Raw genomic sequence first — 23,513 nt, forward strand, 5'->3', positions numbered from 1 at the left:
GTGCAGTCGCGGACTAGAAGTCCATGCCGCCCGTGGGGTCGCCGGCCGGGGCCGGGTTCTTCTCGGGCTTGTCGGCGACGACGGCCTCGGTGGTCAGGAACAGACCAGCGATGGAGGCGGCGTTCTGCAGGGCGGAACGGGTCACCTTGGCCGGGTCGATGATGCCGGCGGCGATCATGTCGACGTACTCGCCGGTCGCGGCGTTGAGGCCGTGACCGATGGGCAGGCCGCGGACCTTGTCGGCGACGACGCCGGGCTCCATGCCCGCGTTGAAGGCGATCTGCTTCAGCGGAGCGTCGATCGCGACGCGGACGATGTTCGCCCCCGTCGCCTCGTCGCCCTCGAGCTGCAGCTCGGCGAGAGCGGTCTTGCCGGCCTGGATGAGCGCGACGCCACCACCGGCGACGATGCCCTCCTCGACGGCGGCCTTCGCGTTGCGGACGGCGTCCTCGATGCGGTGCTTGCGCTCCTTGAGCTCGACCTCCGTGGCCGCGCCGGCCTTGATGACGGCGACGCCGCCGGCGAGCTTGGCGAGGCGCTCCTGGAGCTTCTCGCGGTCGTAGTCGCTGTCGGTCGCCTCGATCTCGCTGCGGATCTGGCGCACGCGGCCGGCGATCTGCTCGGGGTCGCCGGCGCCCTCGACGATGGTGGTCTCGTCCTTGGTGATGACGACCTTGCGGGCACGACCGAGCAGGTCGAGCGTCGCGTTCTCGAGCTTGAGGCCGACCTCCTCGGCGATGACCTGGCCACCGGTGAGGATGGCGATGTCCTGCAGCTGGGCCTTGCGACGGTCGCCGAAGCCGGGGGCCTTGACGGCGACCGACTTGAAGATGCCGCGGATCTTGTTGACGACCAGGGTCGCCAGCGCCTCGCCGTCGACGTCCTCGGCGATGATGAGCAGCTGCTTGCCGCTCTGGATCACCTTGTCGACGACGGGGAGGAGGTCCTTGATGTTCGAGATCTTCGAGTTGACGATGAGCACGTAGGCGTCCTCGAAGACGGCCTCCTGGCGCTCGGGGTCGGTCACGAAGTACTGCGACAGGTAGCCCTTGTCGAAGCGCATGCCCTCGGTCAGCTCGAGCTCGGTGCCGAAGGTGTTCGACTCCTCGACGGTGACGACGCCCTCCTTGCCGACCTTGTCGATGGCCTCGGCGATGAGCGCGCCGATGGTGGGGTCGGCGGCGGAGATCGACGCGGTCGCGGCGATCTGCTCCTTGGTCTCGATGTCCTTCGCGTCGGCGAGCAGCTGGGCCGAGACGGCCGCGGCGGCCTTCTCGATGCCGCGCTTGAGCGAGATGGGGTCGGCGCCTGCGGCGACGTTGCGGAGGCCCTCGCGGACGAGCGCCTGGGCGAGCACGGTCGCGGTGGTGGTGCCGTCGCCGGCGACGTCGTCGGTCTTCTTGGCGACCTCCTTGACGAGCTCGGCGCCGATCTTCTCGAACGGGTCGTCGAGCTCGATCTCCTTGGCGATGGAGACACCGTCGTTCGTGATCGTGGGGGCGCCCCACTTCTTCTCGAGCACGACGTTGCGGCCGCGCGGGCCGAGCGTGACCTTCACCGCGTCGGCCAGGATGTTCAGGCCGCGCTCGAGGCCACGACGGGCCTCTTCGTCAAAAGCAATGATCTTAGCCATGTGTTTCCTCGTCCCTCCCGGACGTCATGAAGCAGAAGCATTGGCACTCACCAGCGGCGAGTGCCAGGGACGATTCTGGCACTCTCACCTATGGAGTGCAAGTGAGCTCGCGCCTCCTCGCACACGGCGGCGCCGCCTGCCGGGGGCAGGCGGCGCCGGTGCCGACGACGGGCCCGGGAGGAGCCCGTCGGACGTCGTGCGGTCAGGCCGGGCGGACGCCCTCGGCCTGCGGGCCCTTGTCGCCCGTGCCCACCTCGAAGACGACCGCCTGGCCCTCCTCGAGGACCTTGTAGCCGCTCATGTCGATGGCCGAGTAGTGGACGAAGACGTCCTGGCCGCCCTCCTCGACGGTGATGAAGCCGTAGCCCTTCTCCGCGTTGAACCACTTGACGGTGCCGTGTGCCATGGTGCTGCTCCCCTTGCTGTCCTCCGGTGCGGCGCGTGCGATGGTGCCAGTGCCGGGTCTCCGCGCAGGCTCTGCGCGCCCCGACGTGGCGGCCTCGCCCGTGCTGCGCACGCGGTCGGCGAGCCGGAAGGGGGCGACCGAGACAGATGCTAGCCAGGGACGAGCCCGTGGAACAGGCCCCGGAGGCCGACATCGCCCACGGACCTGACGAATTCACACGTTCTGCAACACGACCGCAACACGGCCGCAACACCTCGGCAACGACAGGGCCGGCAGGCGGGCACGCGCGGGACGGGGCGGGACGGTACGGACTACGGCGAGTAGTCGGCGCCGAGCACCACGGTGACGGACGAGTCGGGGAACTGGTCGCTGAGCTCGACCGTGGCCGAGCCGAGGTCGCGCGCGACGCCGAGGGCGACGGCCTCGTCGCCCGCCTCGGAGTAGTAGACGACCGTCGAGGGCGCCGAGCCGTCGGCGTTGCCCTGCCCCGCGACCGTCCAGCCCGCCTCTGCGAGGGCGAGCGAGGCCTGCCCGGCCAGCCCGCTCGTGGTCGTGCCGTTCAGCACGGTGATCGACGTGACGTCGGGGTCGACCGACGCGGGGTCGGCCGGGGCGACGGTCTCGGCCGGGGTCGTCGGCGCGGCCTCGTCGGTCGACCCGCCGGAGGCGCCGTCGGTCGCCTCGTCGGTGGGCGTGGCCGACCCGGCGTCGGCGGTCTCGTCCGACGTGGGGGCGACGAACTGGAAGCTGTCGTTCACCACGCCGAGGGCGACGACGCCGGCCCCGACGAGCAGGCCCGTCGCGAGGGCCGCCCAGGCGAAGACGATCCAGCCTCGGCCGCGGCGCGCCTCGGCACGGTGGGCGCCGACCCTCTGCAGGTCGTCGGGCACCTCGTCGAATCGGTCCTGGGGGTGTTTCGCCATGGTGTGGTGTCGGTCTTCCGTGAGGGTCAGCGGTCGGTCGGCCCGAACGAGCGGGCGGCCCGGGCCCGGGAGCGCTCGTCGCGCAGTCGCAGGAGCCTCCCCACGAGCATGGGCGAGTAGGCCAGTGCAGCAGGCCTGTCCAAGAGGGAGCCGAGCAGCTGCTGGTAGCGCGTGCTCGTGAGGCCGAGCTCGCGACGCACCGCCGCCTCCTTGCGTCCCGGCGAGGACGGCGCACGCTGCTCGAAGTCGAGCAGGGCGCGGTCGCGCTCGGACAGCGCGCTGGTGCGCACGTCTCCGCCGCCGGTGCTCTCGTCGCTCATGCCCTGCCCTCTCGGTCCCGGTCAGCATAGGGGCGGGCGCCGGGGCGGTCGGGGAGGCGCGGGGCGGTTCGCCAGCTCAGGGGACGGTCCACAGGCGCGTGCCGTGCGCGTCCCCCACGGCGAGCGCCCGGCCGTCGAGCGCGAGCACCGCGAAGGCCTCGTCGTCGGCCACGCCCGCGGGCACCGTCGCGCGGACGTCGTGCAGCAGGTCGCGCCGCTCGTACGAGATCCAGCGCGCCCCGAGGCGCCGCACCTCGTCGACGAACCGCTGTCGGCGGCGGCCCGGCAGGTAGACGAGCGTGCCGGTCGACACGACGACGAGCGTCGCGTCCCGGGGAGCCTCGGCCGCGAGCCGCGCGAGGTCGTCGACGGCGTCGCCGCGCACGACCCGAGGAGGCGCGGCGCGCGCGACCGAGACCGCCTGCGCCAGCAGCGCGGCCCGGCCGGGCGACCCGGGCGGCAGCAGGGCGTCCAGCCAGGCCACCTCGTCGTCCGAGCGCACGTCGACCGGGTCGAGGTCGAGGCCGGCCCGCCAGGCCACCTCGGGCAGCCGCACCGGGCCGAGGTCGCCCCGCACGTCGAGGTCGAGCTGCACGGGGCTGTCGGGATGGCCCCACCGCGCGTCGCCCGAGCGGTGCCCGTAGCGGTCGGGCAGCAGCCCGAGGCCCGCCGAGGCGCCCACCTCGAGCAGCGCGACGGGCCCCTCGACCCGGGCGAGCGCGAGCGACACCGGACCGGTGCGGCGCACGTCGTTGGTCTGGGTGAGACGGCGGCCGAGCTCGGCGACGACCGCGTCGGGGTGGTCGAGCAGCCAGCGCCGCAGCTCGGGCCAGGGGCCGAGGGGCGCGCCCAGCCACCTCGCGACCGCGAGCACCAGGACGGGCTGGCGACGCGCCTCCTCGGCCCTCTCGACCAGGGCGAGCACCTCGGGGTCGCCGGCGATGCCCCGGGCGGCCGCGGCCCAGGGCGCGGAGCCCTCGCGCTCGACCGCGTCGGCGTACGCCGCGAAGCGGGCGGAGAGCGTCGCGGGGCGGGTCACCGGGCGAGTCTCGCACCCCTGGGCGACCGCTCCGAGGAGGCGCCCCCGAGGAATGGCTGTCGGCGGCGGGGTGTTGGATGGAGAGTCCCCCCGACGACCGGGCCTCCCGAGCCCGGCGTCCCCCTGACGCAGAGGAGTGCACCATGGCGAACGAGCCCGTGTCGTACCAGGTCGAGAAGTCCGACGAAGAATGGCGCCGTGAGCTCGGCCCCGACGCCTACCAGGTGCTCCGCCAGGCGGCGACCGAGCGCCCGTGGACGGGCGAGCTGCTCGACGAGAGCCGCGCCGGCGTCTACGCCTGTGCCGCCTGCGGCGCCGAGCTGTTCAAGAGCGGCACCAAGTTCGACAGCGGCTGCGGCTGGCCGAGCTTCTACGAGTCGGTCGACCCCGAGGCCGTCCAGCTGATCGACGACAACTCGCTCGGCATGGTCCGCACCGAGGTCCGCTGCGCCACGTGCGGCTCGCACCTCGGCCACGTGTTCCCCGACGGCTTCGGCACCCCGACCGGCGACCGCTACTGCATGAACTCGATCTCGCTCGACTTCAAGGCCGAGGGGTCCGGCTCCGGCGAGCAGGCCGGCGCCTGATGGGCGCCGTCGCCGACGCTGCCCGCCGGCGACGGTCCCGGTCGAAGGTCACCGACGAGGCGCCCGGGCACGAGCAGCTGCTCGAGCTCGTGCAGGCGGCCGCCACGGTGGCCGACCACTCGTCGCTGCGCCCGTGGCGGCTGATCGAGCTGCGCGGCGACGACCGGCTGCTGATCGGCCGGGCGCTGGCCGAGGCGAGCGGCGCCGAGGGCGCGTCGGCGGCGAAGCTCGAGCAGAAGTCGCTGCGGGCCCCGCTGGTGCTCGCGGTCGTGCTGTCGCCGGTCGAGAGCCGCAAGGTGCCCGAGTGGGAGCAGGAGAGCGTCGCCTCGGGCGTCGCCCACCTGCTGTCCCTCGTGCTCGACGACGAGGGCTGGGGCGTGTTCTGGCGCACCGGCACCGACACGCGCCACGAGGCGGTCCACCGTGCCCACGGCCTCGCGCCGCACGAGAAGCTGCTCGGCTGGCTCTACGTCGGCGGGCGCACCGAGCGCGACGAGAAGCCCCGCAAGCTCGTCGAGCCCGGGCGCTTCGTCAGCGCACCGGGCTCGCGAGCGGTCTCGGCCTAGGCCGGGCCGGCCCTACCAGGACTTGCGGCTCTGCCCCACCACGGTGATCGGCAGCCAGAACGACCCGGTCATCAGCACGATGCCGGCGAAGAAGATGAACGCGTTGGGCTCGTCCTGGCCGAACGAGTACGCGAAGAGCGCGAAGCTCGCGAAGAGCAGGATGATCGAGCCGATGGCGGTCAGGACGTTGGTCATGGGAGCTCCTCGTGATCGGTGCCCGGGGCGACCGGGCGCGACCGCGGGGGTCGCTGCACCTCCTACTTCACCACTTCACGACCGGGTTGCGCCAATCCTGCGCGACGCGCACCCCGAGGAGGCGCCCGTCGCCTCCCCGACGCCCGATCGGTAGGATGGTCCCGCCCGCCGCCTTGGCGCAGTCCGGTAGCGCAGTGCTCTTGTAAAGCGAAGGTCGTCGGTTCGAATCCGACAGGCGGCTCCCCGGCCCCGCCCCGCCTCCCCGGCGAGGCGGGGCCTCCTCCGTCGACCGCGTCGTCGACGCTCCGCCCCCGGTCGACCTCACCCGACCGACCCCCGCAGCCCGACGACGCGCTCTCCCGACGAGAGGACCTCGAGACCGTGCCGTCCCGCTCCCCGGCCGCCGCCTCCGGCAGCCCGTTCCCCCGCCCGCGCGACCTGCTGCGCGTGGGTCCGCACGACCGCGCCCACGTGCCCGCCGTGCGCGTCGCCGTCTCGGTGGTCGTGCCCCTCGCCGTGCTCGTCGCGATCGGGCACGTCGAGTGGGCGCCCTACGCCACGTTCGGCGCCTTCGCCTCGGCGTTCGGCCGAGGGCTGGGCCGGGGTCCGCGCCTCGGCATGCAGCTCGAGGCGGGGGCCCTGCTCATCGCCGTCGTGGTGCTCGGCACCGCCTTGTCGGCGGCGTCCGTGCCCGCGGTCGCGCTCGTGCCGGTCGTGGCGCTCGTGGCGGGCCTCGCCTCCGTGCTGTCCGACCTGCGCGGCTGGACGCCGCCGGGGCCGCTGTTCCCGGTGTTCGGGCTCGGCGTCTGCGCCTTCGTCCCGGCGGTGCCGTCGAGCGTGGGCGCCGCGGCGGTCGTGTCGTCGCTCAGCGTGCTCCTCGCCCTCGCCACCTCGCTCGTCGGCCTGGTCCGCGCCTCGGGCCGTCGCGCGCTCGACGCGCCCGGCACCCGCACGCTGCGTCGTCCGGTCGTCGCCGTCGAGCTGCGCCGCACCCTGCTGCACGCCGCGATCTGCCTGGGGGCGTCGCTCGTGGCCGGCCTGGTCAGCATCGCCTGCGGGCTGCAGAACCCGTACTGGGCGATGGTCTCGGCCGTGGTGCCCGTCGTCGGGCGCGCGACGTCGGCCCAGCTGCTGCGAGCCGGCCACCGCCTCCTCGGCACCCTCGTCGGGGTCGGCCTCGCGGCGCTGCTGCTCGCGTGGGACCCGACCCCGGTCGCGCTCGTCGTCGCGTTCGGCGTGCTGCAGTTCGCGACCGAGCTCGTGGTCGTGCGCAACTACGGCCTCGCGCTCGTCTTCATCACGCCGATGGCCCTGAGCATGCCCGCGCTCGGCGGCGGGCAGGTCGACGTGGGCGCCCTCGTCGTCGCCCGCGGCGCGGACACCGCGATCGGGGTCGGGGTCGTCGTCGTCGCCCTGCTCGCGACGCACCGGCTGCGCACCCGGCCCCGCCCCGTCGAGGAGGCGCCCTCCGCCTGAGCGGGACGCCCGCGCCCCGTCGAGGTGCGGGCTAGGAGGCGTCCGCCTGGGCCCGGGCGCGACGGTCGTCCCGCGACCACCACACGAGGTCGGCCACGCCCTGGGCGATCAGCAGCACCGCGACGACCAGCACCGCGACCGTGAGCCCGTCGGCGGGCTCGCCGGACCCGATCGTCATCAGCTGCACGACCGCCCCGAGCACGCCGAGCACGATCTCGATCACCGGGGGCAGCACGCTGCCGGTCTTGGTCAGCGTGTACCAGGGGCGGCGGAGTTCGCTCATGGGGCGAGTCTACGGAGAGCCCGTGCCCGGCGCGGTCGGCTCCTGCTCGCCCCGCCCGTCCGGGCCCGCACCGGCCGGCGTGACAGGCTGGACCCGCCCGGCTCGACCCCCAGGAGGCCCCGTGAAGACCCGTCAGGTGCACGTCGACCCCGACGTCCCCCAGTGGCTGCTGACGAAGCGCGGCGGCCTCGTGCTGCCGATCGCGACCGTGCTGTCGGCGGGCGTGCTCGTCGCGAGCATCCTCACGAGCCTGCTCATCGGGGGCGGCAGCCTCACCGTCGTGGCGGTCGTGCTGCTCGTCGTGGCCGTGGCCGCGGCGGCGTGGGCCGTCGTCGACGTCGTGTGGTGGAGCATCGGCGGCCGCCGCGCCATCGTGAAGCTGCCCCGCGACCCCGGCGCCTGAGCCGCCGGCCGCCGGCGCCCGGGCGCGCCCGACGCCCGAGGACATGCCCCGAGGGGCATGGATGTGCCCCGCGATCCTGGCAACCGCACAGAGACGCGAGCCGTAAACTCGACCGATGCACCTGACCGGTGCTCACACGATCTCCCGGCTGCCGACGGCCACCGCCCGTCGCCCGAGCCGGCGCACACGACCGAGACAATTCGACAGGGAGTCCCGTTGACCGGACACGCCACGACCGGCCCCGCACCCACCTACGCCGCGACCGCCGACGTCGAGACCCCCGAGGCCGACCCCGTCGCCCCCTCCCCCGCCGCGGGCAACGCCACCACCCGCCACGGCAACGTCGCGCTGCTGAGCGTCGCCAGCACCATGGCGACCCGGGTCACCACCTCGGCGAGCATCGACGAGAAGCTCCGCCCGGTGCTGAAGCGCCTCAAGCTGCCCACGGGGCTGCTGCAGCGCGTCGCCGGCGTCGAGGAGCGCCGCAACTGGGGCGAGGGCCAGAGCTTCGACGAGGCCGCCATCGACGCGGGCAAGCGCGCCCTGGCCGAGGCCGGCGTCCGCCCCGACCAGGTCGGCCTGCTCATCAACACGTCCGTCACGCGGCCGCACCTCGAGCCGTCGGTCGCCGTCCGCCTGCACCACGGCCTCGGCCTGCCCTCGTCGGCCACGAACTTCGACATCGCCAACGCCTGCCTCGGCTTCGTCAACGGCATGACGCTCGCCGCGCAGCTGATCGACGCGGGCCAGATCGACTACGCCGTCATCATCGACGGCGAGGACGCCGACGACGTGCAGGTCAACACCATCGACCGCCTGCTCACCAAGGGCTACGAGCGCGACGACTTCATGAGCGAGTTCGCGAGCCTGACGCTGGGCTCCGGCGCGGCCGCCGCCGTGCTCGGCCGTGCCGACCGGCACCCCGAGGGCCACCGCATCGTCGGCGGGGTCACGCGCGCCGCGACCGAGAACTACGACCTCTGCGTCGGCAGCGTCGACGGCATGTTCACCGACGCGAAGGCCCTGCTCAAGCGCGGCATGGAGCTCGTGGTGTCGGCCTGGAAGGAGGCGGCCCGCGACTGGAACTGGCAGCGCATGGACCGCTACATCATGCACCAGGTCAGCGACGTGCACACCGGCGCCTTCGTCAAGGCCGCGGGCATCGACCGCAAGCGCGTGCCCCTCACCTACCCGACCCTCGGCAACGTGGGCCCGGCGTCGATCCCCATCACCCTCGTCGAGGAGTCGCGCACCCTGTCGAAGGGCGACCGCGTGCTGCTGATGGGCGTCGGCTCCGGCATCAACACCGCCATGATGGAGCTCGCCTGGTGAGTCGCCTGCCCTCGGCCGCGCGGGCGACGTCGCCCGCGACCCTCCCCCCGGCCGGGCTCGACGGCCTCGACCCGTCGTGGTCGCGGCTCGTCACCGTCCCCGCAGGAGGCGCGGAGCCGGTCGACCGCACCTGGCACCTCCTCGACAACGCGGCCTCCCTCGACGCGCTCGGCGTCGAGCCGGTCGGCACCGTGCTCTGCGTGCACGGCAACCCGACCTGGTCGTACCTCTGGCGCCGCCTGCTCGACCGGGCCACCGAGGCCGCGGCGGCCGGCCGTCCCGCCTGGCGCGTCGTCGCGGTCGACCAGCTCGACATGGGCTTCTCCGAGCGCACCGGCGTCGAGCGCGGACTGCCGCAGCGCGTCGCCGACCTGTCAGCGCTCACGGTCGAGCTGGGCCTCGACGGCCCGGTCGTCACCCTCGGGCACGACTGGGGCGGCGTCGTCTCGATGGGCTGGGCGGTCGACCACCCCGGCCAGCTCGCGGCCGTGACGATGCTCAACACCGCGATCCACCAGCCCGCCGACGAGCCGATCCCCGCCCCGCTGCGGCTCACGCTCGCCCGCGGCGTGCTCGGCCGGGCGACCGTCGCGACGACCGGCTTCATCGACGTGACGCTCGCCCTCGCCCATCCCTCGTTGCCGGACACCGTCCGGGCCGGTTACCGCGCGCCGTACCGCTCGCCCGAGCGCCGGGGCGGCGTGGGCGGCTTCGTCGCCGACATCCCCGTCGACCAGCGGCACCTGAGCCGTCCCGAGCTCGACCGCATCGCCTCCTCGCTGCGCGACCTCACCGTGCCGAGCCTGATGCTGTGGGGTCCTCGCGACCCGATCTTCGGCGACCGCTACCTCGACGACCTCGTCGACCGCCTCCCGCACGCCGACGTGCACCGCTTCGAGGGCGCCGGGCACATGATCGCCGAGGACGTCGACTACGCGGACGCCGTGCTGACCTGGCTGGGCGACCGGTTCCCCGAGGGGCCGCGCCGCGCCTCCTCGTCCGGGGTCGCGTCCGGTGCCGGTGCGCGCGAGCAGGAGGCGCCCGCCGCCGCGCAGGAACGCCCGCTCTGGCACCACCTCGACTCCCTCGCCGACAGCGCCGACGCCGCGCTCGTCGAGATGGTGCCGCACGGGGCCGCCCGCGGGGCCGGTCCCCGGACGGTCAGCTGGCGCCTCCTCAGCCGCCGGGTGCGCGAGATCGCCCTCGGGCTGCGCCGGCACGGCGTGCAGCCGGGCGACCGGGTCTCGCTGCTCGTGCAGCCCGGGGCCGACCTCACCGCCGTGCTCTACGCCTGCCTGCGCATCGGCGCGGTCGTGGTCGTCGCCGACGCGGGCCTCGGCGTGCGCGGGCTCACCCGTGCCGTGCGCGGGGCCTGGCCCGACCACGTGATCGGCCAGCTGCCCGGCCTCACCGCCGCGCGCGCCCTCGGCTGGCCCGGCCGGGTCGTCTCGACGCAGCGCCTCTCGCCCGTGCTGGCCAGCTCGCTCGGCGTCGAGACCTCGCTGCCCGAGATCGCCGCGCTCGGTCGTCGCGCCCACGAGGCGATGGCCGAGCTGCCCGAGGCTCCCGCGGCCGACGCGCCCGCCGCGATCCTCTTCACGTCGGGGTCGACCGGCCCCGCCAAGGGCGTCGTCTACCGGCACGGCCAGCTGACCGCGCTGCGCGACGCCCTGGCCGACCGGTACGGCGTCGGTCCCGGCACCGGCCTCGTGGCGGGCTTCGCCCCGTTCGCGCTGCTCGGCCCGGCGCTCGGCGCCACGAGCGTCACGCCCGACATGGACGTCACCTCGCCTCGGACCCTCACGGCCCGCGCGGTGGCGGCGGCCGCCGGGGCCGTCGACGCGACGGTCGTGTTCCTCTCCCCCGCGGCGCTGACCAACGTCGTCGCGACCGCCGACGAGCTCGACGCCGCGGGGCGACGTGCCCTCGCCGGGGTGTCGACGTTCCTGTCGGCCGGTGCCCCCGTCCCGGCGACGCTGCTCGCGGCCGCCGGCGACCTGATGCCCGCCGCGGTGCCGCACACCCCCTACGGCATGACCGAGGGGCTCCTCATGACCGACGTCACCCTCGACGGGGTGCGCGAGGCGGCCGACGACCCCTCGGCCGACGGGGTCTGCGTAGGCCGGCCGGCGCCGACCGTGCAGGTGCGCGTGGCTCCCCTCGACGAGGCGGGGCGCGCCTCCGGCGCCTTCTCGGACGCCCCCGGCGTCACGGGCGAGATCGTCGTGTCGGCCCCCCACCTCAAGCACGGGTACGACCGGCTGTGGCTGACCGACCGGGCCAGCGTGCGCGGGGTCGAGCCGGGCACGGGCCGCTGGCACCGCACCGGCGACGTCGGGCACCTCGACGAGCAGGGGCGGCTGTGGGTCGAAGGGCGGCTGCCGCACGTCGTGACCACCGCCTCCGGGCCGCTGACCCCGGTCGCGGCCGAGCAGGCCGTCGAGTCGCTCGCCGGCGTCGCCCGCGCCGCCGTGGTCGGCGTCGGACCGGCCGGCACCCAGCAGGTCGTCGTGGTCGCCGAGACGGCGGCGTCCGTGCGCCGTGCGGGCCTGGCGTCCGCCGAGCTCTCGGCAGACGTCCGCCGTGCCGTGCTCGACGCCGTGGGCCACAGGGTCGCCGCGGTGCTCGTCGTGCCGCAGCTGCCGACGGACGTGCGCCACAACAGCAAGATCGACCGCGCCCGCCTCGCGGCGTGGGCCGGGTCGGTGCTCTCGGGCGGACGGATGCGGCGCCCGTGAGCGCGGCTGCGCGCGCGCTCGTGCCTGCGCCTCTGCCTGCGCCTGTGCCTGCGCCTGTGCTCGTGCTCGTGCCGACGCCGGTGCTCGCCGGGCGGGCGGGTCCGTCGTCGACGGGCCGTCACGCACGCCCGGGCACGACGAACTCGCCCGTCGTGCTCGCGCCCATGAGCGCGCCTGGGCCCGGGCCTGCGCCTGCGCCCGCGCTTGCGCCTGGGCCTGCGCTCGCGCCGACGCCGGTGCTCGCCGGGCGGGCGGGTCCGTCGTCGACGGGCCGTCACGCACGCCCGGGCACGACGAACCCGCCCGTCGTGCTCGCGCCGACCGCGCCGGGGGTCGGCGCGTGAAGGTGCTCGTAACCGGCGCGAGCGGGCTGCTCGGCGGCGCCGTCGCCCGAGCGGTCGCCGCGGCCGGCCACGACGTGACGACGTTCCAGCGCCGTCCGTCGGGCATCGCCGGTGCCCGCGACGTCGCCGGCTCGATGACCGACCCCGACGCCGTCGCGGCGGCCGTCGACGGGCAGGAGGCGGTGGTCCACCTGGCCGCGAAGGTCTCGCTGGCGGGCGACCCCGCGGAGTTCGAGGCCGTCAACGTCGGGGGCACGAGCTCCCTGCTCGAGGCGATGCGCGCCTCCTCGGTGCCCCGGCTCGTCTTCGTGTCGTCGCCCTCGGTGGCCCACGGAGGCGCGTCGATCGTCGGCGAGGACGCCGCGCCGGCCTCGCCCGCACGTGCCCGCGGCGACTACGCCCGCACCAAGGCCGCCGCCGAGGTGCTGGCCCTGGCTGCGGCGTCGGACGCGCTGCGGGTCGTCGCCGTGCGGCCGCACCTCGTCTGGGGCCCGGGCGACACGCAGCTCGTCGAGCGCATCGTCGAGCGGGCCCGACGGGGCCGCCTGCCGCTGCTCGACCACGGAGCCGCCCTGATCGACTCGACCTACGTCGACAACGCCGCGGCGGGCATCGCGGCCGCCCTCGAGCGGGTCGGCGCCGTCTCGGGGCGGGCTTACGTCCTCACCAACGGCGAGCCCCGGACGGTCGCCGACCTGATGGGCGGCATCTGCGCCGCGGGCGGGGTCCCGGCGCCGCACGTGCGGGTGCCGGCCGGGGTCGCCCGGGCGGCCGGGTCGCTCGTCGAGCGCGTCTGGGCCGTGCGGCCGGGGACGGACGAGCCCCCGATGACGCGGTTCCTCGCCGAGCAGCTGTCGACGGCCCACTGGTTCGACCAGCGGCGCACGCAGCACGACCTGCGCTGGACGCCCGAGGTCTCGGTCGACGAGGGCCTGCGGCGGCTCGCCGCCTGGTACGCCGCGGGCCAGCCCCCGGTCTGAGCGAACGAGTTGCCTCAGATGGTGTCGCCCGCCACGGCGAGCCGACCATCCGGGGCAACTCGTGCGCCGCGCTCCCGCCTCCCCCAGAGGGACCCTCATGTGGCGCGTCGCGGCCCCTGGCTTGCGCGGGGGCCCCACGTCGAGACACCTGACTCGACCTCACGCACACGCTCGGGTGCGACGACGCGTCATGTGACGCGTCGCGGGCCCTGCCCCGCGCTGAGACCCCGCGTCGAGTCACATGAGGAAGGCTCTGGGCGCGCGCCCGGGCGGCCGCGCCCGCGGCAGCACGGACGACTTGCCCCGGATGGTCGCCCCGGCGCGGGCGAGCCGACCTTCCGGGGCAAGTCGTCCACCGACTCAGGAGCGAGCCGCACGACCGCCAGGCCCGCCTCAGATGACCGCGTCGCTCCAGCCGTCGGGGTTGCCGAAGCGGTGCGCCGTGATCGACACGGCCTGCTCGCGCAGGAACGGCAGCAGCTCGAGCCGCCCGGCCGGCGTGACGGGCGCGGCGAACACGGCCACGGCCGGGTCTCCGCCGAGCGCGTCGGCGAGGGCCGAGGAGGCGGCGCCCCCGTCGTCCGGACCGCTCACGAGGCGCACGCGCTCCGTCCGCAGCCCGCCCGAGCGCAGCCGCTCGTGCCAGGCGTCGTCGCTCTCGACGCGGATCGCGCCCACGCCGAGGCCCAGGGCCGAGACGAACGCCTCGGGCAGCGCCGTCGCCACGGAGGCGGTGATCGGCGAGCCCGACCGCAGCCCGGCGAGCAGCACGCGCACCACGTCGGCGAGCGGGGCTCCCTCGGCGGCCCGCACCGTCACCGCGATCGGGCGGTAGCGGAGCAGGTCGCGCTCGAGGCCGAGCTGGCTGACGTCGCGGGCGACGCCGAACTCGGTGCTCCAGACGTGCTCGTCGGTGGCGACGGCCGCCGCGACCAGGTCGGCGTCGGCTCCGAGCGACGGGGTCGCCGCGCGCAGGGCTCCCGCGACGGCCGCGGCGGGCCGCGCCTCCCCCGCCGCCGCCCCGGCGAGCGTCGTGGGACGCCACGAGCCGAGGTGCACGAGGTAGTTCGGGCCGCCGGCCTTGGCTCCGGCGCCGACCGACGACTTCTTCCAGCCGCCGAACGGCTGCCGGCGCACGACCGCCCCGGTGATGCCGCGGTTGACGTACAGGTTGCCGGCCTCGACGCCCTCGAGCCAGGTCGCGAGCTCGGCGGGGTCGAGGGTGTGCAGGCCCGCGGTGAGGCCGTAGTCGGTCGCGTTCTGCAGGGCGATGGCCTCGTCGAGGGTGGCGGCGGTCATGATGCCGAGCACCGGGCCGAAGTACTCGGTCAGGTGGAACTCGCTGCCCGCGGCGACCCCGGCGCGCACGCCGGGCGACCAGAGGCGCCCGGTGTCGTCGAGCTGGCGGGGCTCGACGAGCCACGACTCCCCGGCGCCGAGGGTCGTCAGGGCGCGCTCGAGCTTGCCGTGCGCGGGCTCGATGATCGGGCCCATCTGGGTCGTCGGCTCGCTCGGGTACCCCACGCGCATCGTCGACGCGGCGTCGACGAGCTGGCGGCGGAACCGGTCGGAGGTGCCCACCGACCCCACGAGGATGACGAGGCTCGCGGCCGAGCACTTCTGCCCGGCGTGGCCGAACGCCGACTTGACCACGTCGGCGGCGGCGAGGTCGAGGTCGGCGCTCGGGGTGACGATGATGGCGTTCTTGCCGCTGGTCTCGGCGAGCAGCGGCAGGTCGGTGCGCCAGCTCGTGAAGAGCGCGGCGGTCTCGAACGCGCCGGTGAGGATGACCCGGTCGACCGAGGGGTGCGAGACGAGGTGACGACCGAGGTCGCCCTCGTCGACGTCGACCAGCCGCAGCACGTCGCGGGGCACGCCCGCCTGCCAGAGCGCCTCGACCATGACGGCGCCGCAGCGCTTCGCCTGGCCGGCGGGCTTCACGACGACGCTGCTGCCCGCGGCGAGCGCGGCGAGGGTCGACCCGGCGGGGATCGCGACGGGGAAGTTCCACGGCGGGGTGACGAGCGTCAGCCGCTCGGGCACGAAGTCGGCGCCGTCGACGACGTCGAGCTCCTCGGCGAGGTGCGCGTACCAGTTGGCGAAGTCGATCGCCTCGCTGACCTCGACGTCGCCCTCGGCGACGGTCTTGCCGGTCTCGCTCGCGGCGACCTCCATCAGGTCGGCCCGTCGCGCGGCCAGCGAGACGGCGGCGGCGCGGAGCACCTCGGCCCGGCCCGCGCCTCCTCGTGCCGCCCAGGCGGGCTGGGCCGCGACGGCCCCGGCGACGATGTCGTCGATCGTGGAGGCGTCGGTCACCCGGGCCTGCTCGATCAGGTCGACGCCGAGCACCGAGGTGCGCGAGCGACGCTGGATCTCGCGCCCCCACGCGCGGTTGTCGGCCTTGGCGGGATCGGTGTCGGGCTCGTTGTCGAAGCCGCTGCCGGCGTCGCGTGGGCGGAGCGCCTGCGCGTCGTCGAGCCTGCTCTGCACGCGGTGCGGGGCGGGCGCCTCGGCGTCGACGTCGGCGAGCGACGCGAGGAACCGGCCCTTCTCGCGCTCGAACATGGCCTCGTTCGAGGCGAGCTCGAACACGGCCGACATGAAGTTCTCGCTCGAGGCGTTCTCCTCGAGGCGGCGGATCAGGTAGCTGATGGCGACGTCGAACTCGCGGGGGTGCACGACGGGCGTGTAGAGCAGCAGCCCGCCGACGTCGGCCTTGACGAGCTCGGCCTGCCCCTCGGCCATGCCGAGCAGCATCTCGAACTCGACGCGGTCGCCCACGCCGCGGGCCTCGGCGAGCAGGTGCGCGAAGGCGATGTCGAACAGGTTGTGGCCCGCGACGCCGATCTTGACGGCCCGCGCGCGCTCGGGGGTGAGCGCCCAGGCGAGCACCCGCTTGTAGTTCGTGTCGCTGGCCTGCTTCGTGTCGTAGGTGGCGAGCGGCCACTCGTGCACGACGGCGTCGACGGTCTCCATGGCGAGGTTGGCGCCCTTGACGACCCGGAGCTTGATCGAGGCGCCGCCGGCGTCGACGCGGCGGGTGGCCCACTCGGTGAGCCCCTGCAGCGCGCCGAGCGCGTCGGGCAGGTAGGTCTGCAGCACGATGCCGGCCTCGAGGCCCTTCAGCTGCGGCTGGTCGAGGAGGCGCGTGAAGACCGCGATCGTCAGGTCGAGGTCGCGGTACTCCTCCATGTCGAGGTTGATGAACTTCGGCTCGCGCGAGCGCGCGGCGAGCTCGTAGAGCGGGGTCAGCTTCTCGACGACGCGCTCGACGGTCTCGTCGAAGGCCCACATCGACAGCTGGCTGACGATCGACGACACCTTGATCGAGACGTAGTCGACGTCGTCCCGCTCGAGCAGCGCACGGGTGCCGGCGAGGCGGTGCTCGGCCTCGGCGTCGCCGAGCACGGCCTCGCCGAGCAGGTTGAGGTTGAGGCGGGTGCCCTCCGCCTTGATGCTCTGGATCGCGGCGCCGAGCTTGGCGGGGCGGGCGTCGGCGATGAGGTGGCCGACCATGCCGCGCAGCACGCGGCGGGCGACGGGCACGACGACGCCGGGCAGCACGGGGGCGACGACGCCGCCGACGCGGACGGCGCCGCGCATGTACCAGGGCAGGAACGCGGGCACCTGCGCGGCGAGGCGCGACAGGTTGCGGGCGGCCACGCTGAGGTCCTCGGGCCGCACGACGCGGTCGACGAACCCGATGGTGAAGGCGAGGCCCGACTCGTCCTTCAGCACCTGCGCGAGCAGGTGCGCCGAGTCCGTGCTCGGGGCGGACGAGGCCTCGTGCGCCCAGCGGCGGGCCAGGGCGACGGCGTCGTCGCCGATCGACTCGGGGAGGGCGGCTGCCGGACGGGCCGGCTGGTCGATGGTGGTCATGCGGTCACGATAAGACCGGAACTTGCCAGGTGGCAAGGTTTGACACACGACCGTAACGTGTCGGGTCGTGCGCGCCTCCTGCGCAGGCGACCCGCGCCTCCTGCACAGGCGACCCGCGCCTCCTCGGCTCGGCTCGGGACCGCCCGGTCCTCTGGCGCGCGAGCCCCGCGTGCGGTACTTTCCCCTCGTCACCGAACCTCCTGGTGCGGTGGCTCCACCCCGCGGGAGGCGCGCATGGCGATGATCGAGGCCTCGGGCCTGACGAAGACCTACCGTTCGAAGAGCGGCCCGGTGCACGCCCTGACGGGCCTCGACCTCGTCGTGCCCGAGGGCAGCGTCAAGGCGCTGCTGGGGCCGAACGGCGCCGGCAAGACCACGACGGTCAAGATGCTGACGACGCTCGAGGTGCCCGACTCGGGCAGCGCGACGATCAACGGGATCGACGTCGTCGCCGATCCGCAGGCCACCCGGCGCACCATCGGCGTCTCGGGCCAGTACGCGGCGGTCGACGAGAACCTCACCGGCTTCGAGAACCTCGACATGATCGGTCGGCTCTACCACCTGGGCGCGAAGGTCTCGCGCGAGCGGGCCCGCGAGCTGATCGACGTCTTCGACCTGTCGGCCGCCGGCGACCGCCCCGTCAAGGGCTTCTCGGGCGGGATGCGGCGCCGCATCGACCTCGCCGGCGCGCTCGTGACGAACCCGCGCGTGCTGTTCCTCGACGAGCCGACCACCGGCCTCGACCCGCGCAGCCGACTCGCCCTGTGGGACATCATCACGTCGCTCGTCGAGGGCGGCACGACGGTGCTGCTGACGACCCAGTACCTCGAGGAGGCCGACCGCCTCGCCGACGACATCGCCGTCATCGACGAGGGGCGCGTGATCGCCGAGGGCACCGCCGACCAGCTCAAGGCCCAGGTCGGCGGGCACCGCCTCGTCGTCGCCCTCGTCGACGACGCGCGGGCCGGCCAGGCGCTCGAGGTGCTGCGGCGCCACGGCGACGCCGAGCCCGTGCTGGGCAGCGACGGCCGCCAGGTCGAGGTCGCGGTCACCGACGGGCCCACCGCGCTGCAGCGCACGCTCGCCGACCTCGGCGCCGCCGGCATCGAGCTGCACGACGCCGGCATGCGACGCCCCACCCTCGACGACGTGTTCCTGCAGCTGACGGGCCGCAAGGCGGCGGCGGACGACGACGACCCCGACACCGCGCCGGTCACGACGGGCAAGAAGACGAAGGAGGCGCGGCGATGACCACGACGACGGACGCACTCGCGCAGACCCTCACGCCCCTGGGCCCGACGGGGCTCGCCTCCTGGGCCTCCGACGGCTGGACGGTGACGAAGCGCAACCTCATCAAGGTCAAGCGCTCGCCCGACATGCTGATCTTCGCCGTGCTGCAGCCGATCATGTTCGTGCTGCTCTTCAGCCAGGTCTACGGCGGGGCGATCGCCGTGCAGGGCACGGACTACACGCAGTTCCTGATGGCGGGCATCTTCGCCCAGACCGTCGTCTTCGGCTCGACCTTCTCGGGCGCCGCCATGGCACAGGACCTGAAGGAGGGCATCATCGACCGGTTCCGCACCCTGCCGATGAGCCCGTCGGCGGTGCTGATCGGCCGCACGAACAGCGACCTCGTGCTGAACGGCATCTCGATGGTGATCATGATGCTCACCGGGCTCGCCGTGGGCTGGCGGGTGACCACGTCGCCCCTGTCGTTCGTCGGCGGCGTCGCGCTGCTGCTGCTGTTCAGCTACTCGTTCAGCTGGGTGATGGCGCTGCTCGGCATGAGCGTCAAGACGCCGGAGACGATCAACAACGCGTCGTTCATGATCCTGTTCCCGCTGACGTTCATCTCGAACGCGTTCGTGCCGAGCGACACCCTGCCGACGGTGCTGCGGGTCTTCGCCGAGTGGAACCCGGTGTCGTCGCTGGTGCAGGCGGCCCGCACGTCGTTCGGCAACCTCGGCGCCACGCCCGTGCCCGACATCTGGACCCTGCAGCACCCCTACGCGACGGTGCTCGTCGGCCTCGCGGTCATGCTTGTCGTGTTCGTGCCGCTGAGCATCCGGAAGTTCCAGCGCATCAGCGCGAAGTAGGGGGCGGGCCGGCGGCGGCGTAGGCGCTGCCCGGTGCGTCAGCGCGACGGCGACGTCCCCGGACGGGGGTGTGCGGACGGGTCGGTCCGGCTGCCAAGGTCGAGACGTGCCCGATGCCCTTCTGCTCCTCCTGCTCCTGACCAAGTCGCCCGGTGCTGCGGACCAGTGGCGATCGGCGAGTCCGGCGGACTGGGCGACCGTGGTGGGGACCTTCATGGCGGTGGGGGCGACCGTCTGGATCGCGATCGCAGTGGCGAGGAGCAGCAGTGACGCACGCGCGCAAGACCGCGTCCACGCACGACGTCTCGCGATGACGGAAGCGCACATCAGGCTCACGACAGGAGAGGTGGCGTCGGCCCGCCATCTCGTCGGCACCTTGCTCAACCTGCCCCGATGGCGACAGCTCAGACGGGTGCGATGCGATCGCGAGAACTACATCAGTGCCTTCTACACCTTGGCCTGGGCTGTCGAATCCATCAGCAACCTGCGTCGGACCTGGACCAGCAAGGCGCACCGCGTGGGCAAGAGCGACTTCTTGTCCTGGAACGAAGACGCCCTGTTCGAGAGCCTCGACGATCTCTACGCCCTGCTCGTCGCGACCGACGTGCGGTTCATCGAGGGGTCGCGCTCCGCCTGGCACACCGTCACGGTCTCCCGAGCCTGCCCGCCGGACCAGACCCCAGCTGCCTGACCCTGCGGCCGCAGCAGGCCGGCGCGTCAGCCCGACGCAGGACGCGCAGCCGCGACCTGCTCGCGGACGGCGTCGTCGAGGTCGGCCGTCGGCACGGTGACGACGGTGCCGATGACGAGCCGCATGAGGTCGGCCACCTGCACGTCGTCGCGCCGGTAGAGCCACTGCAGCTGGAGGCCGTCCTGCACCGCGAGCACCACGCGGGCCGCGGACTCGGCCGTGAAGCCGTCGCGCAGCCAGCCGCGCGCCTCGGCCACCGCGAGGTACGCCGAGGTCGAGCCGATGATGCGGTCGTAGTGGTCGGCGTAGTAGCCGTGCGCCGGGTGGTCGGTCGACGTGGCCTCCGCCGACGCCGTGATGAACAGCGAGATGACGGCGGGCACGTCGACGTTGTACTCGGCGAGCGCGACGAGCTCGGCGAGGCGCATGCCGCCCTCGTCGTCGAAGTGCCGCCGGAGGCGCTCGTCGCGTCGACGGAGGACGGCCAGCAGCAGCTCGTCCTTGGTCGGGAAGTAGTGCATCAGCGACTGGTGCGACACCCCGCAGCTGCGGGCGATCTCGCGCAGCGACGCACCGTGGAAGCCGACCTTGCCGAACACGGGCAGGGCGGCCTCGAGGATGGCCTCCCGCTTGGCGACGCCCTTCCGGTACCGACCGGGGGCGACGGGAGCGGCCGCCGCGACAGGCTCGCCGGTGCCGGACCGGTCGGCACTGCCGGGCCGGTCGGCGCTGCCAGGCCGGTCGGCGGCGGACTCCTGCTCCGCAGCGGGGGTCTCGTCGACGGCGGACATCGGGGCCAGCCTAGGGCGGGCGGCCCGCCGCCGGGGCGCCCATGCGCCGAGCGTAGGCTGCGCCCGTGAGGTGGTCGCTGCTGCGCATCCCGGCGTTCCGCGCCCTGTGGGTCGGTCGTCTGCTGTCGTGGGTGGTCGCGGGCCTCGCGCCCCTCGCCCTGGTCTTCGCGGCCGTCGACCTCGGCGCCGACGCCGTCGAGCTGGGGTGGGTCGTGGCCGCTCGGGCCGTGCCGAACGTCGTGCTCGTGCTCGTCGGCGGGGCCCTCGCGGACCGGCTGCCGCGGCGCCTGGTGGCCACCGCCTCCTCGGTGGTCTCGGCCGCCTCCCTCGTGGCTGCAGGCGTGCTGCTGCTCACCGGGCGCGAGACCCTCGTCACCCTCGCCGTGGCCGCGGCGCTGACCGGCGCGGCGGCGGCGTTCTTCGGGCCGGCGTCGAGCGCGATGCTGCGCGACGTGCTCGTCGACCCGCTGATCAGCGACGGCACGGTGCTCGCCCGCATCAGCATGAACGTGGGCCTCATCATCGGGACGGCCGTCGGCGGCGCCCTCGTCGGAGTCGCGGGCACGGGCAGCGCCCTGCTCGTCGGGGCCGGGCTCTCGATCGCCGCCGCGGTCGCGTTCGCGCGCGTCCCGCGATCGGTGACGGGCGCCTCCGGTACGGGTTCGCTGCTGCGCGACCTGGCATCGGGCGTGGCGTTCGTGGCACGGTCGCCGTGGCTGACCGCGACGCTCGCCCTCGCGTTCGTGCACCAGCTGAGCTTCGCCGGCGGCGTCCAGGTGATCGGGCCGCTCGTCGCGGACGAGTCGTTCGGGCGGGTGCTCTGGGGCTTCGCGGGGGCGGTGCAGACGCTCGGCCTCGTGGTCGGCGCCGTCTGGGCCGGCCGCCTGCGCGGCAGGCTGCGGCTGGCGGTCGCGTGCCTGGCGACCGCGGCCCTGGTGCTGCCGCTCGCCCTGCTGGCCGCCGCGCATCTCGACCAGCCCGAGGTGCTCGACCCGCCGTACGTCGACCCGCTGCACTGGGCCTTCTGGCTCTGCCTCGGCCTCTTCGTGTCGAGCGTCGGGCTCGAGCTGTTCACGGTGCCGCTCGACGTGGCGATCCAGACGCTCGTGCCCCGGGCCTACCTGGGCAGGGTCTTCGCCGCGCTCACGCTGGCGACGCTCGCGGGGATCCCCGTCGGCGAGCTGGTCGTCGGGCCCCTGGCCGAGAGGTTCGGCACGCCCGCCGCCTTGCTCGCGCTGGCCGGCCTCGTCGCCGTGGTGGCGGTGGTCGTCGCCGTCAGCCCGCGGGTGCGCCGGATCGACGCACCCGCACGGCTGTCAGCGGACGAACGAGTCGGCCAGGGGCCGCCCGGTCAGCGGTAGCCGGCGCTCAGCGGCAGTCGCCGCTCAGCTGTGGTCGCCGCTCAGCGCGTGCCGGCGCTCAGCTGTAGTCGCCGCGCGCGATGGCCTCGGCGTACTTGCGCACGTCCGGGCCGGGCTCGTAGTCGATGAAGCGGCCCTTGAGTCGCTCGTTGAGCGCCGCGAAGGCAGGCTCCCAGTCGTCGCCCTCGTGCTGGGCGGCGACCTCGCGGACGGCGTCCTGCAGCACGCGGTCGGCGTCGGTGAGCATCTTGTCGCGGGCTTCCTGGTTCCAGACGACGTCGTTCAGATCGGCCATGGTGTCGCTCCCCTACTTCTTCTTCGAGAGGGCCGACTCCTTGTGAGCCGCCTCCGCGTCGGTCTTGTCGCTCTTGACGATGAAGTACGGCTCGTCCTCCGAGGCCTTGAAGTGCTGGCCGTCGAACTGGAACTCCTTCACGCGCTTCTCCTGGACCGTGCCGTGGGTCTCGCCCTGCGGCGTCTTCCACGTCACGTGGTCGCCCTTGCTGAACGTCATCGTGCCTCCTCAGGCTCTCGGGATGCGCTGGACGGTACCCGCGCCTCCTCGGGCGTTCCCGGGTGGGGCACAGGGAGGCGGCGCCCCCAGGGGCGTGGGCGGTGCCGGTCGCATCCGCCGGGACGGCCGTGTCGGTCGCGTCAGCCGCGCAGCGCGTCGAGCGCGGCGGCCACGCGCCGCTCGCGGGTCGCGTCCGTCCTCGCGTCGGCGATCGGCAGCGTCAGGGCCTTCTGCCTGCTGGGCGACAGGGCGTCGAAGGAGGCGCGCAGGGCCTCGTCCCCGGCCCACGCCTCGGCGAGCGCGGCGGGCACCTCGACGACCCGGGGCTCCGTGTCGAGCACCAGCGTCACCTCCACCTGCTGGCCACCGACCAGCCCGGAGGCCCGCCGGTGCTCGGCGCTGAGGGACACGAGGGATCGACCTCCCATGCCGCCGACCGTGTTGCGGTAGCCGTAGGGCTCGGTGGGAACGTCGCCGACGCCGCGCACCGTCACGACGACGGCCGGGCGCTTCCCCGCACCGAGCGCCGCGAGCTCGTCAGCCGGCACCACGAGACCGGTGACGCCCGGCCGCGCCTCGAGGACGACGGTGCGGAAGGTGACGGAGGGCACGGAGTCGGTCATGGGCAGAGGGTAGGGCGCTCACGCCTCCGCGAGGAAGGGGGGCCTGTGGGAGCATGGCCTCGCTTCGTCATCCCTGCCCGCGCCTCCCAGTCCCCGCCCGCGCCTCTCCGTCAGACGGAGAAGCCGCCGTCGGTCGTGATCAGCTGCCGTCGGTCGTGATCAGCTGCCGTCGGCGCCGACATCGCGGGCGACGGCCCTCCCGCTGCTCTGGCGCCGTCCGGCGCCGGTCAGGAGGCAGGCCTTCACCGACACGCAGCCAGCGTGCTCGGTCGTCCCGCGCATGCCGCGAGCCTTACCTGAGGGATACTTCCTTCAATCACGCACATGCACATG

General features: G+C 74.2%; 23 protein-coding genes and 1 tRNA gene. 12 read left to right on the plus strand and 12 right to left on the minus strand.

What is annotated here, in order from left to right:
- Positions 1 to 13: 13 nt before the first annotated feature.
- The 5 genes from groL to FHR78_RS07940 all read right to left on the minus strand — a co-directional run bounded on the left by groL (position 14) and on the right by FHR78_RS07940 (position 4,321).
- Positions 14 to 1,633 carry a chaperonin GroEL gene (gene groL, locus FHR78_RS07920; protein ID WP_123355364.1) on the minus strand — a complete coding sequence of 540 codons (1,620 nt, stop codon included), beginning with the start codon at positions 1,631 to 1,633 and terminating at the stop codon, positions 14 to 16.
- A 202-nt stretch (positions 1,634 to 1,835) separates the two neighbouring features.
- Positions 1,836 to 2,039 (minus strand): cold-shock protein, encoded by a 204-nt coding sequence (locus FHR78_RS07925; protein WP_166759986.1) that lies wholly within the window; start codon positions 2,037 to 2,039, stop codon positions 1,836 to 1,838.
- A 311-nt stretch (positions 2,040 to 2,350) separates the two neighbouring features.
- Positions 2,351 to 2,962, minus strand: a complete 612-nt coding sequence (locus FHR78_RS07930; protein ID WP_166759987.1) for a LytR C-terminal domain-containing protein — start codon at positions 2,960 to 2,962, stop codon at positions 2,351 to 2,353.
- A gap of 26 nt (positions 2,963 to 2,988) precedes the next feature.
- Complete coding sequence (locus FHR78_RS07935) at positions 2,989 to 3,282, minus strand: DUF3263 domain-containing protein (RefSeq protein WP_166759988.1); 294 nt, start codon at positions 3,280 to 3,282, stop codon at positions 2,989 to 2,991.
- 76 nt (positions 3,283 to 3,358) lie between these two features.
- Positions 3,359 to 4,321, minus strand: coding sequence for a DUF2332 family protein (locus tag FHR78_RS07940; protein ID WP_166759989.1), 963 nt, complete (start codon positions 4,319 to 4,321; stop codon positions 3,359 to 3,361).
- A 158-nt stretch (positions 4,322 to 4,479) separates the two neighbouring features.
- Between FHR78_RS07940 and msrB the strand changes: the two genes are divergently transcribed.
- Positions 4,480 to 4,908, plus strand: coding sequence for a peptide-methionine (R)-S-oxide reductase MsrB (gene msrB, locus FHR78_RS07945; protein WP_166760733.1), 429 nt, complete (start codon positions 4,480 to 4,482; stop codon positions 4,906 to 4,908).
- Positions 4,908 to 5,474, plus strand: a complete 567-nt coding sequence (locus tag FHR78_RS07950; protein WP_166759990.1) for a nitroreductase family protein — start codon at positions 4,908 to 4,910, stop codon at positions 5,472 to 5,474. The genes msrB and FHR78_RS07950 overlap by 1 nt, the downstream gene beginning before the upstream one ends.
- A gap of 12 nt (positions 5,475 to 5,486) precedes the next feature.
- Here FHR78_RS07950 and FHR78_RS07955 read toward each other — a convergent pair whose 3' ends face one another.
- The gene (locus FHR78_RS07955; protein ID WP_166759991.1) at positions 5,487 to 5,669 is read right to left on the minus strand and encodes a hypothetical protein; all 183 of its coding nucleotides are present in this window, start codon (positions 5,667 to 5,669) and stop codon (positions 5,487 to 5,489) included.
- Positions 5,670 to 5,836: 167 nt separating this feature from the next.
- Here FHR78_RS07955 and FHR78_RS07960 point away from each other — a divergent pair.
- Positions 5,837 to 5,910, plus strand: a tRNA-Thr gene (locus FHR78_RS07960).
- 140 nt (positions 5,911 to 6,050) lie between these two features.
- Positions 6,051 to 7,145, plus strand: coding sequence for an FUSC family protein (locus FHR78_RS15430; RefSeq protein WP_166759992.1), 1,095 nt, complete (start codon positions 6,051 to 6,053; stop codon positions 7,143 to 7,145).
- A 31-nt stretch (positions 7,146 to 7,176) separates the two neighbouring features.
- On the opposite strand, the gene FHR78_RS07970 is transcribed toward FHR78_RS15430, so the two are convergent.
- Positions 7,177 to 7,428 (minus strand): hypothetical protein, encoded by a 252-nt coding sequence (locus tag FHR78_RS07970; RefSeq protein ID WP_166759993.1) that lies wholly within the window; start codon positions 7,426 to 7,428, stop codon positions 7,177 to 7,179.
- Positions 7,429 to 7,549: 121 nt separating this feature from the next.
- Between FHR78_RS07970 and FHR78_RS07975 the strand changes: the two genes are divergently transcribed.
- The 4 genes from FHR78_RS07975 to FHR78_RS07990 all read left to right on the plus strand — a co-directional run bounded on the left by FHR78_RS07975 (position 7,550) and on the right by FHR78_RS07990 (position 13,225).
- Positions 7,550 to 7,831 carry a hypothetical protein gene (locus FHR78_RS07975; RefSeq protein ID WP_166759994.1) on the plus strand — a complete coding sequence of 94 codons (282 nt, stop codon included), beginning with the start codon at positions 7,550 to 7,552 and terminating at the stop codon, positions 7,829 to 7,831.
- Between the two features lie 369 nt (positions 7,832 to 8,200).
- On the plus strand, positions 8,201 to 9,163 hold the full coding sequence (locus FHR78_RS07980) for a 3-oxoacyl-ACP synthase III (RefSeq protein WP_243862372.1): 963 nt from the start codon (positions 8,201 to 8,203) through the stop codon (positions 9,161 to 9,163).
- Positions 9,164 to 9,168: 5 nt separating this feature from the next.
- Positions 9,169 to 11,901 carry an alpha/beta fold hydrolase gene (locus FHR78_RS07985; RefSeq protein WP_166760734.1) on the plus strand — a complete coding sequence of 911 codons (2,733 nt, stop codon included), beginning with the start codon at positions 9,169 to 9,171 and terminating at the stop codon, positions 11,899 to 11,901.
- A gap of 340 nt (positions 11,902 to 12,241) precedes the next feature.
- Positions 12,242 to 13,225, plus strand: coding sequence for an NAD-dependent epimerase/dehydratase family protein (locus tag FHR78_RS07990; protein ID WP_166759996.1), 984 nt, complete (start codon positions 12,242 to 12,244; stop codon positions 13,223 to 13,225).
- A 393-nt stretch (positions 13,226 to 13,618) separates the two neighbouring features.
- Here FHR78_RS07990 and FHR78_RS07995 read toward each other — a convergent pair whose 3' ends face one another.
- Positions 13,619 to 17,104: a bifunctional proline dehydrogenase/L-glutamate gamma-semialdehyde dehydrogenase gene (locus tag FHR78_RS07995; RefSeq protein ID WP_166759997.1), complete on the minus strand. Its 3,486-nt coding sequence runs from the start codon at positions 17,102 to 17,104 to the stop codon at positions 13,619 to 13,621.
- 234 nt (positions 17,105 to 17,338) lie between these two features.
- On the opposite strand from FHR78_RS07995, the gene FHR78_RS08000 reads away from it, so the two are divergent.
- The 3 genes from FHR78_RS08000 to FHR78_RS08010 all read left to right on the plus strand — a co-directional run bounded on the left by FHR78_RS08000 (position 17,339) and on the right by FHR78_RS08010 (position 19,891).
- On the plus strand, positions 17,339 to 18,355 hold the full coding sequence (locus FHR78_RS08000; protein WP_166759998.1) for an ATP-binding cassette domain-containing protein: 1,017 nt from the start codon (positions 17,339 to 17,341) through the stop codon (positions 18,353 to 18,355).
- Complete coding sequence (locus FHR78_RS08005) at positions 18,352 to 19,200, plus strand: ABC transporter permease (protein WP_166759999.1); 849 nt, start codon at positions 18,352 to 18,354, stop codon at positions 19,198 to 19,200. Before FHR78_RS08000 ends, FHR78_RS08005 begins: the two co-directional genes overlap by 4 nt.
- A gap of 106 nt (positions 19,201 to 19,306) precedes the next feature.
- Positions 19,307 to 19,891: a hypothetical protein gene (locus FHR78_RS08010; RefSeq protein WP_166760000.1), complete on the plus strand. Its 585-nt coding sequence runs from the start codon at positions 19,307 to 19,309 to the stop codon at positions 19,889 to 19,891.
- A gap of 26 nt (positions 19,892 to 19,917) precedes the next feature.
- Here the strand turns inward: FHR78_RS08010 and FHR78_RS08015 are convergent, their stop codons facing one another.
- Positions 19,918 to 20,682, minus strand: coding sequence for a TetR/AcrR family transcriptional regulator (locus FHR78_RS08015; protein ID WP_166760001.1), 765 nt, complete (start codon positions 20,680 to 20,682; stop codon positions 19,918 to 19,920).
- A gap of 65 nt (positions 20,683 to 20,747) precedes the next feature.
- Between FHR78_RS08015 and FHR78_RS08020 the strand changes: the two genes are divergently transcribed.
- A complete protein-coding gene (locus FHR78_RS08020) occupies positions 20,748 to 22,043 on the plus strand; it encodes an MFS transporter (RefSeq protein WP_166760002.1) in 1,296 nt (431 codons plus the stop codon).
- 58 nt (positions 22,044 to 22,101) lie between these two features.
- Here the strand turns inward: FHR78_RS08020 and FHR78_RS08025 are convergent, their stop codons facing one another.
- The 3 genes from FHR78_RS08025 to FHR78_RS08035 form a co-directional block, all read right to left on the minus strand.
- The gene (locus FHR78_RS08025) at positions 22,102 to 22,338 is read right to left on the minus strand and encodes a hypothetical protein (RefSeq protein ID WP_166760003.1); all 237 of its coding nucleotides are present in this window, start codon (positions 22,336 to 22,338) and stop codon (positions 22,102 to 22,104) included.
- 12 nt (positions 22,339 to 22,350) lie between these two features.
- Positions 22,351 to 22,557, minus strand: a complete 207-nt coding sequence (locus FHR78_RS08030; protein WP_166760004.1) for a DUF2945 domain-containing protein — start codon at positions 22,555 to 22,557, stop codon at positions 22,351 to 22,353.
- 140 nt (positions 22,558 to 22,697) lie between these two features.
- Positions 22,698 to 23,180, minus strand: coding sequence for a YdeI/OmpD-associated family protein (locus FHR78_RS08035; protein ID WP_166760005.1), 483 nt, complete (start codon positions 23,178 to 23,180; stop codon positions 22,698 to 22,700).
- Positions 23,181 to 23,513 lie beyond the last annotated feature (333 nt).

This window comes from Frigoribacterium faeni (genome assembly GCF_011761235.1).
Taxonomy (GTDB): Bacteria; Actinomycetota; Actinomycetes; order Actinomycetales; family Microbacteriaceae; genus Frigoribacterium; species Frigoribacterium faeni_A.

Coding starts and splice junctions, on each gene's coding strand:
- groL (WP_123355364.1), bottom strand. CDS start 1,633: ATGGCTAAGATCATTGCTTTTGACGAAGAGGCCCGTCGTGGCCTCGAG.
- FHR78_RS07925 (WP_166759986.1), bottom strand. CDS start 2,039: ATGGCACACGGCACCGTCAAGTGGTTCAACGCGGAGAAGGGCTACGGC.
- FHR78_RS07930 (WP_166759987.1), bottom strand. CDS start 2,962: ATGGCGAAACACCCCCAGGACCGATTCGACGAGGTGCCCGACGACCTG.
- FHR78_RS07935 (WP_166759988.1), bottom strand. CDS start 3,282: ATGAGCGACGAGAGCACCGGCGGCGGAGACGTGCGCACCAGCGCGCTG.
- FHR78_RS07950 (WP_166759990.1), top strand. CDS start 4,908: ATGGGCGCCGTCGCCGACGCTGCCCGCCGGCGACGGTCCCGGTCGAAG.
- FHR78_RS07955 (WP_166759991.1), bottom strand. CDS start 5,669: ATGACCAACGTCCTGACCGCCATCGGCTCGATCATCCTGCTCTTCGCG.
- FHR78_RS07970 (WP_166759993.1), bottom strand. CDS start 7,428: ATGAGCGAACTCCGCCGCCCCTGGTACACGCTGACCAAGACCGGCAGC.
- FHR78_RS07980 (WP_243862372.1), top strand. CDS start 8,201: ATGGCGACCCGGGTCACCACCTCGGCGAGCATCGACGAGAAGCTCCGC.
- FHR78_RS07995 (WP_166759997.1), bottom strand. CDS start 17,104: ATGACCACCATCGACCAGCCGGCCCGTCCGGCAGCCGCCCTCCCCGAG.
- FHR78_RS08000 (WP_166759998.1), top strand. CDS start 17,339: ATGGCGATGATCGAGGCCTCGGGCCTGACGAAGACCTACCGTTCGAAG.
- FHR78_RS08005 (WP_166759999.1), top strand. CDS start 18,352: ATGACCACGACGACGGACGCACTCGCGCAGACCCTCACGCCCCTGGGC.
- FHR78_RS08015 (WP_166760001.1), bottom strand. CDS start 20,682: ATGTCCGCCGTCGACGAGACCCCCGCTGCGGAGCAGGAGTCCGCCGCC.
- FHR78_RS08025 (WP_166760003.1), bottom strand. CDS start 22,338: ATGGCCGATCTGAACGACGTCGTCTGGAACCAGGAAGCCCGCGACAAG.
- FHR78_RS08030 (WP_166760004.1), bottom strand. CDS start 22,557: ATGACGTTCAGCAAGGGCGACCACGTGACGTGGAAGACGCCGCAGGGC.
- FHR78_RS08035 (WP_166760005.1), bottom strand. CDS start 23,180: ATGACCGACTCCGTGCCCTCCGTCACCTTCCGCACCGTCGTCCTCGAG.